Annotated in this window: 3 protein-coding genes; 1 reads left to right on the top strand and 2 read right to left on the bottom strand. The window is 70.4% G+C overall.

The features are described 5' to 3' along the window. Positions 1–40 precede the first annotated feature (40 nt). Both ACFTZB_RS36160 and ACFTZB_RS36155 read right to left on the bottom strand, forming a co-directional pair. Positions 41–1201: an acyl-CoA dehydrogenase gene (locus ACFTZB_RS36160; protein WP_378439250.1), complete on the bottom strand. Its 1161-nt coding sequence runs from the start codon at positions 1199–1201 to the stop codon at positions 41–43. 174 nt (positions 1202–1375) lie between these two features. Continuing rightward, positions 1376–2074 (bottom strand): TetR family transcriptional regulator, encoded by a 699-nt coding sequence (locus tag ACFTZB_RS36155; protein WP_124395055.1) that lies wholly within the window; start codon positions 2072–2074, stop codon positions 1376–1378. A 118-nt stretch (positions 2075–2192) separates the two neighbouring features. Here ACFTZB_RS36155 and ACFTZB_RS36150 point away from each other — a divergent pair. Next, positions 2193–11777 (top strand): amino acid adenylation domain-containing protein (locus ACFTZB_RS36150; protein ID WP_378439247.1); only part of this gene is annotated, 9585 nt, incomplete at its 3' end.

The following is an 11777-nucleotide window of genomic DNA, read 5'->3' as shown; positions in this document are numbered from 1 at the left end:
GTCCAGAGACTCGCTAACCACGCACGGGCGGCGTAGCCGCCTACTTCAACAGTGCACGCGACATCACGACGCGCTGGATCTGGTTTGTGCCTTCGTAGATCTGTGTGATCTTCGCATCACGCATCATCCGCTCGACAGGGAAGTCCGTCGTGTAGCCGGCGCCACCGAACAGCTGGACGGCGTCGGTGGTGACCTCCATCGCGACGTCGGAGGCGAAACACTTGGCTGCCGCGGAGATGAAACCGAGGTTCTTCTCGCCGCGCTCGGCGCGTGCCGCGGAGGTGTAGACCATGAGGCGTGCGGCCTCGACCTTCATCGCCATGTCGGCGAGCATGAACTGCACGGCCTGGAAGTCGCTGATCGACTTGCCGAACTGCTTGCGGTCCTTGGTGTAGGCGAGGGCGGCGTCGAGGGCGCCCTGTGCGAGGCCGACCGCCTGCGCGCCGATGGTGGGGCGGGTGTGGTCGAGGGTCTGCAGCGCCGTCTTGAAACCGGTGCCGGGCTCGCCGATGATGCGGTCGCCGGGGATCTTGCAGTTCTCGAAGTACAGCTCGGCGGTGGGCGAACCCTTGATGCCGAGCTTCTTCTCCTTCGGTCCGACGACGAATCCTTCGTCGTCCTTGTGGACCATGAACGCGGAGATGCCGTTGGCGCCCTTGTCGGCGTCGGTGACGGCCATGACGGTGTACCAGCTGGACTTGCCACCGTTGGTGATCCAGCACTTGGACCCGTTGAGGATCCAGTCGTCGCCGTCGGCCTTGGCGCGGGTGCGCATGCTCGCGGCGTCCGACCCGGCCTCGCGCTCGGACAGCGCGTACGACGCCATCGCCTCGCCGGACGCGAGCTGCGGCAGGACCTGCTGCTTGAGTTCCTCGGAGCCGTTGAGGATCAGGCCCATGGTGCCGAGCTTGTTGACGGCGGGGATCAGGGAGGAGGAGCCGCAGACGCGGGCGACCTCTTCGATGACGATGCAGGTGGCGACGGAGTCGGCGCCCTGCCCGTCGTACTGCTCGGGGACGTGGATGGCGTTGAAGCCGGAGTTCACGAGGGCCTGCAGCGCCTCTTCGGGGAAGCGCGCATCCTCGTCGACTTCCTTCGCGTGGGGTGCGATCTCCTTCTCGGAGAGCGCGCGGATCGCGGACCGCAGTTCGTCGTGCTCTTCACCGAGCTTGAACAGATCGAAGTCCGGATTTCCGGCCATGGGGGCGCTCCTTGCTGAGTCTCGACGGCACCGAGTCTGAGCGGCACTCCGTGCCAGGTTCTTTTCCGTTCAGGTGGGCCGCAACGTTCGTGGTCGGCAAACTACTGCCACTGGAGAGCAGTCAACCACGGCACTGAGTGCCAGTCAAGGGTGGGAGTCGTCACTCTCGGCCGCTCAACTCCGGCGCCGCGACAACTGGGTGCGGATGCGCCCGGTGATCTCCTCCACGGGAGTCCCCGGCGGGTACGAGACCACCAGTACGGCGTCCTCTTCCTGCGTGGATGCCCCCGGGGCGACGCCGAACGTCCGGCGCACGTCGAGCAGGGCCCGCTCGAGTTCCTCCGCGGTGGCGTCCGGGTCGCCCTTGATCATGTTCCGAAGCAGAAAGTTGTGGCACGCGGTGACAGCGGCCGCGAATCCGATGACCTTCAGGACCGGTTGGGTGGGCACGACGCCGCGCAGGTAGTCGACGAACAACCGCTCGTAGCGGACGCCGGTGACGATCTCCCGGTCGCGGAGCGCGGGAACCCTCTGGACCACCTGGTACCGCCGCACCGCCAGTTCCCGGTTCTCCCGGAACCTGTCGAAGACCAGGCCCGCCGTCCTGCAGACCGCCGCCCACGGGTCGTCGGTTTCCGTGGTCAGATGGTCCTCTGCCTGCTGAAACAGTGATTCGTGATCGGCGAAGATCACGTCCTCCTTGGAGCGGAACTGGCGGAAGAACGTCCGCCGGGACACCCCGGCGGCCGACGCGATCTGCTCGACGGTCGTCGCCTCGTACCCGTTCTCGGAGAACAGCCGGATGGCCTGTGCCACCACGTGGACGCGGAAGTCCGCGGGATCGATGCCGGGTGTGTCGACGCGCTCGGTCATGAGGCCCAGTATCCATCGGCGGCATTGGACCCGCAGTGCCCTGGACCCGGAACGCCGCGCGGGCGGATACTCGAAAGAGTGCGTCCGTCCTGGTTGGGCGGGGCGAGGTCGAGTTCTAGTGTGCCCTGGACAAGGTGAAGGACCCGTTCCGGGGGCGGGGGATAGGCGCCGCCCCGCGGACCTGCGCGTCCCGGGACAGCGACCCGACGGTTCCGCCCCGGACGGCGGCGAACCGATTCCGCTGTCGGCGGCGCAGCGGGCCACGTGGTTCGCTCAGCAACTGGAACCGCGGGTTCCGATCTTCATCGCCCAGTACGTCGAGTTCCGCGGTGCACTGGACATGGATCTGTTGCGGCAGGAGACGGTGGAGGCGGCCCGCGAATTCGAATCGCCGTTCCTCAAGGTCTACGACGTCGACGGCCGCCCGCTGCAGTACGTGGACCACCGGACGGACACGTCGATCGCGTACGTCGACTTCCGCGCCGACGAGGATCCGGTGGCGGCGGCGCACGAATGGATGGAGCGTGACTACGTCACGCCGATCGACCTGAGCGCAGACCGGCTGGTGGAGACATCGATCCTGCAGACCGGGGATACGCACTTCCTGTGGTACAGCAGGATTCACCACGTCGCCCTCGACGGCTACGGTGCGATGACGATGCTGCGCCGCATCGCGCACCGGTACTCCGCGAAAGTCGCGGGCCGCGAACCGGATCCGAACAGGGCGGTCGGCCTGCGGCAGTTGTACGACATCGACAGCCGGTACCGCGCCTCGGACCGTTTCCTGACCGACCGCGAGTACTGGGCGGAGCGGGTCGCCGGGGTCGAGGGCACCACCCTGGCGCGGACGGCGGGGCACGTGTCCGCCGCGAGCACGGTCGAGAGTGCCGTCCTCTCCGACGACGTCGTGGCCGTCCTCGATTCCCGCGACAGCCCGTCGGCGGCGACCATCATCGCGGCCGCGGCGTGCTACCTGGCGCGGCGCACCGGCAGAACCGATGTGCTGGTGACCATCCCGGTGTCGGCGCGCACGACGGCGGTGCTGCGCAATTCCGGCGGCATGCTCGTCAACGTCGCCCCGATGCCCGTCCGTGTCCGGGCCGAGGACACCGTCGCCGACCTGGTCGCGCAGGTCCAGCGTGAACTCGTCGCGGCACTGCGGCACCAGCGGTGCAGCCTCGACGACATCCGACGTGACGCCGGCGACACCGCGTCGACGGAGTTGTACGGGCCGATGGTGAACGTCATGTTGTTCCGCCAGGAGGTGGCGCTGGGTCCGCTGGTGGGCGACTTCCACATCGTCACCTCGGGTCCGGTGGAGGACCTGCTGATCAACGTGTACCAGAGCGGCACACCCACGAGGATCTTCGTCGACTTCCGTGCGAATCCCAGCCGCTACGAGCGCGGCGAACTGCGCGAACACCATCGGCAGTGCGTCGAACTGCTCGCGGAACTGGCCACCACGGACCCGGCGACCCTCGTGGGCGACATCCACGAGGAAAGCGCCCGCATCGGGGAACGGTTGCTGGGCGAGGCCCGGGAAGTCGAGTACTGGCGCCGGCGACTGGACGGGTTGCCCGACCTCCTGCCGTTGCCCACCGACCGGCGGCGGCCCGCCAGTCTGTCGCCGGAGAGCGACCGGGTCACCGTCGTGGTGCCTGCGAAGTTGCACCGCCGGGTGGCCGCGCTGGCCGAAGGCGCAGGCACCGCAGGCAGCACGGTGTTCCTCACCGCGCTGTCGATCCTGCTCGGCCGGGTCACCGGAAGCAGCGACATCGCCGTCGGGACGGCAGTGGACGTGGGTGACCGCACGGACACCGTGGTGGTGCGTTCGCGGTACGCGGGCGAGGTGCCGTGCCGCGACTACCTGGCCCACGTCCGGGACATCGCCGCGGACGCGGTGTCGCACACCGGGGTTCCGTTCGACCGTCTGGTGCGCGAGCTCGGCGTGTCGGTGTCGGAGGCGTACGCACCGATCGTCCAGGTGCTGCTCGACACCCGGCCCCCCGGCTCCCCGGAAGCGGAGTTCCCCGGCCTCGACCTGTGCGTGTCCGTGACGGAAGCGGTCGGCGAGTCGGGGGGACCGGCCGGGGCCACCGTCGAATTCGGTTTCGCCGCAAACCTGTTCGACGCCCGAACGGTCCGGGTGGCGGCCGAACGGTACCTGCGCATCCTCGATGCGATGACGGCCGGTCCGGACGTTCCGGTCGGTGACATCGAGATCCTGTCCGTGGACGAACGTTCCGCGTTGACACCGGTCCGCGGCCTGCCTGCCCGGTCCGAGCGCACCCTGCCCCGCCTCTTCGCCGATGCCGCGGCACTCGATCCGGCGGCGACCGCCCTGACCCGGCAAGGCGAAGAATTGTCGTACCGCGAGCTGGACCGGTGGTCGACGCAGGTCGCGCGGATCTTGATCGACCAGGGGGTGGGACCGGAATCGTTCGTCGCGCTGGCGTTGCCGCGGTCGTTCCGATCGGTGGCGTCCGTCTGGGCGGTCGCGAAGACGGGGGCGGCGTTCGTGCCGGTGGACCCGAACTACCCGGCCGACCGGGTCGACTACATGCTGGCCGATTCGGGTGTGGTGCTCGGTCTGACGGAGCAGTCGGTGCGCGGCCGGCTGCACGATTCGATTCCGTGGTGCGTGCTGGACGACCCGGACTTCCGAGCCGAGTGCGCCGCCCGCCCGGACGGTCCGCTGACCGACTCGGACCGCACTCGACCGCTGCACCTCGACAACGCCGCGTACCTGATCTACACGTCCGGTTCGACGGGGCAGCCGAAGGGCGTCACCGTCACCCACCGCGGCCTGGACAATTTCGCCGCCGATCAGCAGGAGCGGTTCGGCGCCACCAGATCGTCTCGGACGCTGCACTTCTCCACACCCAGTTTCGACGCGTCCGTGTTCGAGTACCTGCAGGCCTTCGGGGTGGGCGCCACCATGGTGGTGGTGCCGCCGACCGCATACGGCGGCTCCGAACTGGCCGATCTGCTGCGGTCGGAACGCGTCACGCACGGTTTCGTCACCACCGCGGCGCTAGGAACGATCCCGCCCGATTCGCTGGGCGACTTCCTCGACGTGGCTGTGGGCGGCGAGGCCTGCCCACCCGACCTGGTGGCCCGGTGGGCGCCGGACCGTCGGCTGCACAACGCCTACGGCCCGACCGAAACGACCATCATGGCGAACATCAGCGCGCCGATGACCCCCGGCGACCCCATCACGCTGGGTGGGCCGCTCCGGGGCACCGAGGAAGTGGTGCTCGACGCCCGGCTCCATCCGGTACCCGTCGGGGTGCCGGGTGAGCTGTACATCGCCGGTGCCGGTGTGGCGCGGGGCTATCACCGCCGCCCGGGTCTCACCGCGGCGCGGTTCGTCGCCGACCCGTACGGCCGGGGCCGGATGTACCGCACCGGCGACGTGGTGCGGTGGCGGCCCGACCACACGCTCGAGTACTTGCGGCGCAGCGACTTCCAGGTGAAGGTCCGCGGTTTCCGCATCGAGCTCGGCGAGATCGACGCGATGCTGCAGACGCATCCGGACGTGCGACTGGCCGTCACCATCGGCAGGCCGGGCCCGTCCGGGGACACGGTTCTGGTCTCGTACGTCGTCCCCGCCGCGGGCAGGCCGATCGAGACGTCGGAACTGCTGCGTCAGGTGCGGAACCGGTTGCCGGCGTACATGGTTCCCTCGGTGGTCGTGGTGCTGGACGAGATCCCGCTGAACCCGGTCGGGAAGCTGGACCGCGCGGCGCTGCCCGAACCGCGGTTCCTGTCCGCGGCGGCCGAGTTCAAGGCTCCTGCCGACCCGGTCGAGGAGGCGATCGCCGAGGTGTTCACCGAGGTCCTCGGCGTCGAGCGGATCAGTGTCGACGACAGCTTCTTCGACCTCGGCGGCAACTCTCTCGTCGCGACGCGGGTGATCGCCCGGGTCAACGCGGCCCTCGGTTCGGACGTGGGGGTGCGGGCGCTGTTCGAGGCGCCCACCGTCGAACTGCTGGCCGCGCACGTCCGCCGGGCGGGCACCGAACTCGTGGACCGGCCACCGCTGACCGTCGGGGAGCGGCCCGAGCGCATCCCGCTGTCGCTGGCGCAGCAGCGGATGTGGTTCATCAACCAGTTCGACACGTCGTCGGTGGCGTACAACATCCCGATGGCCGTGCGGCTCATCGGTCCCCTCGACGCCGACACGCTGCGGGCCGCGGTCGGGGACGTGATCGAGCGGCACGAGTCGCTGCGCACGAAGTACCCCGCGTCGGAGGACGGGCCGTACCAGGTGGTCGTCGACACCGCCGACGTCGTTCCCGACCTCACCCCGCAGGTCGACGGCGACGAGTCGCTGCACGACCGCATCGCGACGCTCCTCACGGGCGGATTCGACGTGAGCGCGAAGGTCCCGCTGCGCGCGGCCCTGTTGTGGACCGGTCCGGACGAGCACGTGCTCGTGATCGTGGTGCACCACATCGCCGCCGACGGGGCGTCACTCGCGCCGCTGGCCCGAGACCTGATCGTCGCCTATTCGGCGCGCCGGTCCGGGACCCTGCCGAGCTGGGAGCCGCTGCCCGTGCAGTACGCCGACTTCAGCGTGTGGCAGCGCCGGCTGCTCGGCAGTGCCGAGGACCCGGACAGTCTCATGTCCCGGCAATTGCAGTACTGGCGGGGTGTACTGGCCGAACTCCCGGAGGTCAGCGCCCTCCCGCTCGACCGGAACCGGCCGGTCACCCGCTCACTCGCGGGGGCGACCGCGCAGTTCCCGATCGAGGCCGGCCTGCACCGGCAACTGCTCCTGCTCGCGCGCGAGCACAACGCGACGCTGTTCATGGTGATGCACGCGGCGCTCGCCGTGCTGCTGTCGAGGATGACCGGATCGGGGGACGTCGCCATCGGCACCCCGATCGCGGGTCGCGGCGAGGCGGCGCTGGACGATCTGGTGGGAATGTTCGTCAACACGCTGGTGCTACGGACTCCGGTGGGGTCGGGCGACGTGTTCACCGACGTGCTGGCCAGGGCCCGCGACACGGACCTGGGCGCGTTCGGGCACACGGACGTTCCCTTCGAGAGCGTGGTGGACGAGCTGGCCCCCGGCCGGTCGACGTCCCACTCGCCGCTGTTCCAGGTGCTGCTCGAATTCCAGAACACGGTGCGCGCCCACCTCGAACTGCCGGGCCTGACCGTCGAAGCCGTCGACGTCGACCCGGGCGTGGCCAAATTCGACCTGCAGTTGGCGCTCGCCGAGCATCACGACGAAAACGGCGGCGCTGCAGGAATGTCCGCGGCCTTCCTGTATGCGACGGACGTGTTCGACCGGTCGTCGGTGGACGGGTTCGGGGAACGCTTCGTCCGGGTCTTGCGGGCGGTGGTGGACGACCCGGTTGCGGTGGTGGGGGACATCCCGGTTCTCGGTGCGGCCGAGCGCGACCTGGTGCTGGACCGGTGGAACCGGGAGGGGGTCACCGCCGACGCGCAGACGGTGGTCGAGTTGTTCGCGCGAGTGGCCGCGGACACCCCGGACGCCATCGCGGTGGTGTGCGGCGACGAGTCTCTGACCTACGGCCGACTGGACGAGCAGGCGAACCGGTTGGCGCGGTTGCTGATCGCCGAGGGGGTGGGCACCGAGTCGCTGGTCGCGGTGATGGTGGATCGCACACCCGCCCTCGTGGTGACGCTGCTGGCGGTGCTCGCCGCCGGTGGCGGGTACGTGCCGGTCGACACGAGCTATCCCGCCGAGCGGGTGGCAGCGATGTTCGAGGACGCGCGACCCGTGTGCGCCGTGGTGAGCGCAGAATTCGCGTCGCTGGCGCCGGCCGGACTTCCGGTGGTGGCGATCGACGATCCGGACACGGTGGGAGCGGTGGCCGAACTGTCCGGGCTGCCGGTCACCGACTCGGACCGGTTGCAGCCGCTGTGGGCCGACGCCGTCGCGTACGTCATCTTCACGTCGGGATCGACGGGGCGGCCGAAGGGCGTCCAGGTGTCGCATCGGTGCGTCGTCGCGCTGCTGGCCAACACCCGGGAGCTGTTCGGGTTCGACTCGTCCGACGTGTGGACGCTGTTCCACTCGTACGCTTTCGACTTCTCCGTCTGGGAACTGTGGGGTGCGCTCGTCCACGGCGGCCGGCTGGTGCTGGTCGACTACTTCACCGCGCGGTCGCCGGACACGTTCCTCGAACTGCTCCGCCGGGAACGGGTGACGGTGCTGAACCAGACGCCGACGGCGTTCTATCAGCTGACGGAGGCGGATCGTGCGGCGAGCGCCGTCGAGGACGGCGACGCAACGCCACTGTCGTTGCGGCACGTGATCTTCGGTGGCGAAGCCCTCGACGTCGGGCAACTGGAGCGGTGGTACACCCGGCACGACGACCGCGCCCCCGTGCTGGTGAACATGTACGGCATCACCGAGACCACGGTGCACGTCAGCTACCTCGCCCTCGACCGGGCGCTGGCCGCGTCCGTGTCCGGCTCGGTCATCGGCGGCGGACTCCCCGGACTGCGCGTCTACGTCCTCGACGGCCGGCTGCATCCGGTGCCGCCCGGGGTGGTGGGCGAGCTGTACGTGTCCGGCGACCAGGTGACCCGCGGCTACATCGGGCGGCAGGGGCTGACCGCGACGCGGTTCGTCGCCGACCCGTTCGACCACCGCCGGGACGGGGCGCGCATGTACCGGTCGGGCGACGTCGTCAAATGGGGTGCGGGCGGGCGGCTCGAGTATGTGGGGCGCAGCGATTTCCAGGTGCAGCTGCGCGGGTTCCGGGTGGAACTCGGCGAGGTGGAGACCGCCCTCGCCGCGTGCGCCGGGGTGGCGCAGTCGGTGGTCGTGGTGCGCGGCGACGAGCGGGACGGCGACCGGCTGGTGGGGTACGTGGTGCCGGAGGCCGGCGCCGACGTCGACGCGGCGGCCGTTCTCGCCGCGGTCGGGACGACCGTGCCGTCGTACATGGTGCCCGCCGCGGTGGTGGTGATCGACACCCTGCCCCTCACCGTCAACGGCAAGCTCGACCGGAAAGCGCTGCCGGACGCCGACTTCGGAACGGCGACGGTGGGCTTCGTGGCCCCGCGCAATCCGGTCGAGGAGATCGTCGCCGCCGTGTTCGCCGACCTCCTCGGCATCGTCCGGGTGGGGGCGAACGACAGCTTCTTCGCGCTCGGCGGGAACTCGCTGACCGCGACCCGGCTCGTCGCCCGCGTCAACGCGGCGGTCGGCGACCGCCTGGGTGTGCGGGACGTGTTCGACGCCCCGACCGTCGCCGGGCTCGCCGCCCGCGCCGAGGCCGGGGAATTGCGGGCGGACTCCCGGCCGGCGCCCGCCCCGCGGGATCCGTCGCGGGAGGTCCCCGTCTCGCTGGCGCAGCAGCGGATGTGGTTCGCCAACCAGTTCGACACGGCGAGTGCGGCATACAACGTCGCGATCGCACTCCGCCTCACCGGCACGCTCGACGTGGCCGCGTTGCAGGCGGCCGTCGCCGACGTCGTCGAGCGCCACGAATCCCTCCGCACCGTCTTCCCGCTCACCGACGCCGGCCCACGGCAGGTGATCCTGCCGCCGGAGACGGTGGCGCCCGATCTCACACCGCACACCGTCGCGCTGTCGGACGTCGACGCGGAACTCCACCGCCTGCTCTCCGCGGGATTCGACGTGACGACGGAAGCGCCGCTGCGGGCCCGGCTGTTCGCGGCCGGCGAGCACGAGCACGTGCTGGCCGTGGTGGTGCATCACATCGCGGCGGACGGCTTCTCGATGGTCCCGCTCGCCCGCGACGTCCTGTCTGCGTACACGGCCCGCGCCCGCGGCGTGGCACCCGACTGGACTCCGCTGCCCGTCCAGTACGCCGATTACACACTCTGGCAACGGGACCGGCTCGGCGACGAAGACGACGAGGAGTCGCCGCTCGCCCGCCAGCTCCACTACTGGACGGCGGCGCTCGCCGACATCCCCGACGTGCTGGAACTGCCCACGGACCGGCCCCGCCCGCCCGCCCGCACCCTCGGCGCGGGCCGCGTCGAGTTCGGGATCGGCCCGGATCTCCACCAGGGTGTCGTGCAGGCCGCGCGCAGGCACGGGTCGACCGTGTTCATGGTGCTGCACGCCGCGCTGGCGGTGCTGTTGTCGCGGCTGAGTGCATCGGACGACGTCGCCGTGGGCACACCGATCGCGGGCCGCGGGGAGGCCGAACTCGACGACCTGGTCGGGATGTTCGTGAACACCCTCGTGCTCCGCACCCCCGTCGACGGCTCGAGCACGTTCACCGAACTGCTCGCGCAGGTCCGTGAGGCCGACCTCGGGGCGTTCACGCACGCGGACGTGCCGTTCGAACGCGTCGTGGAGAGTCTGCGTCCCTCCCGTTCGACGGAGTACTCCCCGCTGTTCCAGGTCATGCTCGAATTCCAGAACACCGAGCGCCCCGAGCTGGAGCTTCCCGGCCTCCACGTCGAACCCCTGGACCTCGAGTTCGACACGATCAACTTCGACCTCCAGCTGACCCTGCGGGAGAACGTCGACGCCGACGGTCGTCCCGCGGGGATCAGCGCGGCGCTGGGATACGCCACCGACATCTTCGACGAGGACACGGTGGCCGCGTTCGCCGAGCGCCTGGTCCGGATCCTGGGCGCCGTCACCGACTCGCCGGACGCCCCGGTCGGCGACGTCGACGTCCTCGGCGCCGGCGAGCGGGCCGCCCTGACGCCGGTGAGCGGGGGCCCCGGCGTGCCGGTGCGGACGCTGCCGCAGTTGCTGACGGCCGCCGCCGCGGACCCGGATGCCGCGGCACTGGTCTTCGACGGACACCGGGTGTCCTACCGGGACCTCGACGAGCGGTCGGACCGGCTCGCCCGGCTCCTGATCGGGCGCGGCATCGGACCGGAACAGGTGGTGGCGCTGGCATTGCCGCGGTCCGTCGAATCCGTTCTCGCCGTCTGGTCCGTGGCCAAGACCGGGGCCGCGTTCCTGCCGGTCGACCCGAACCATCCGGCCGAGCGCATCGAGTACATGCTCGGCGATTCGGGCGCCGTCGCCGGTCTCACCACGGCCGCGGTGCGGTCCGCCCTGCCCGCGTCGATCCCGTGGCTGGATCTCGGTGACCCCGGAACCGACGCCGAGCTGTCGTTGTTCCCGGCGACGGCGGTGACCGACACCGACCGCTCGTCCGCAGTGCACGTCGACCACCCCGCGTACGTGATCTACACATCGGGGTCGACCGGCACACCGAAGGGTGTGGTGACCACCCACCGCGGGCTGGCGAATTTCGCTGCGACGGAGCAGGACACGTTCGGGACCGCCGCGGGGTCCCGGACCCTGCACTTCGCGTCGCCGAGCTTCGACGCCTCGGTGCTCGAACTGATGCTGGCGGCCGGGCCCGGCGCGACGATGGTGATCGCGTCCCCGTCGGTTTACGGCGGCGACGACCTGGCGGACCTGCTGCGGCGCGAGCGGATCACGCACTGCTTCGTCACGCCTGCGGCGCTCGCCTCGGTCGATCCCGCCGGTCTCGAGAGCGTGCGGTGCGTGGTGACCGGCGGCGAGGCCTGCCCGCCGGAACTGGTGGCACGCTGGGCACCGGGCCGGACCATGTTCGACGCGTACGGTCCGACCGAGGCGACGGTCGTCTCGAGTATCAGCGCCCCGCTGGCGCCGGGCGAACCGGTCACGATCGGCGCGCCGACGCTCGGGTTCACCGAGACCGTCCTCGATCAGCGGTTGCACCCGGTACCGGCA

It is taken from the genome of Rhodococcus sp. NPDC057014, assembly GCF_042673295.1.
Taxonomy (GTDB): domain Bacteria; phylum Actinomycetota; class Actinomycetes; order Mycobacteriales; family Mycobacteriaceae; genus Rhodococcus_F.
The sequence above is the reverse complement of the archived record's forward strand: the minus strand, read 5'-3'. Positions and strand labels throughout refer to the sequence as shown.

What these genes read in the sequence shown, in the direction of transcription:
- ACFTZB_RS36160 (WP_378439250.1), bottom strand. Translation starts at nt 1,201, where the DNA reads ATGGCCGGAAATCCGGACTTCGATCTGTTCAAGCTCGGTGAAGAGCAC.
- ACFTZB_RS36155 (WP_124395055.1), bottom strand. Translation starts at nt 2,074, where the DNA reads ATGACCGAGCGCGTCGACACACCCGGCATCGATCCCGCGGACTTCCGC.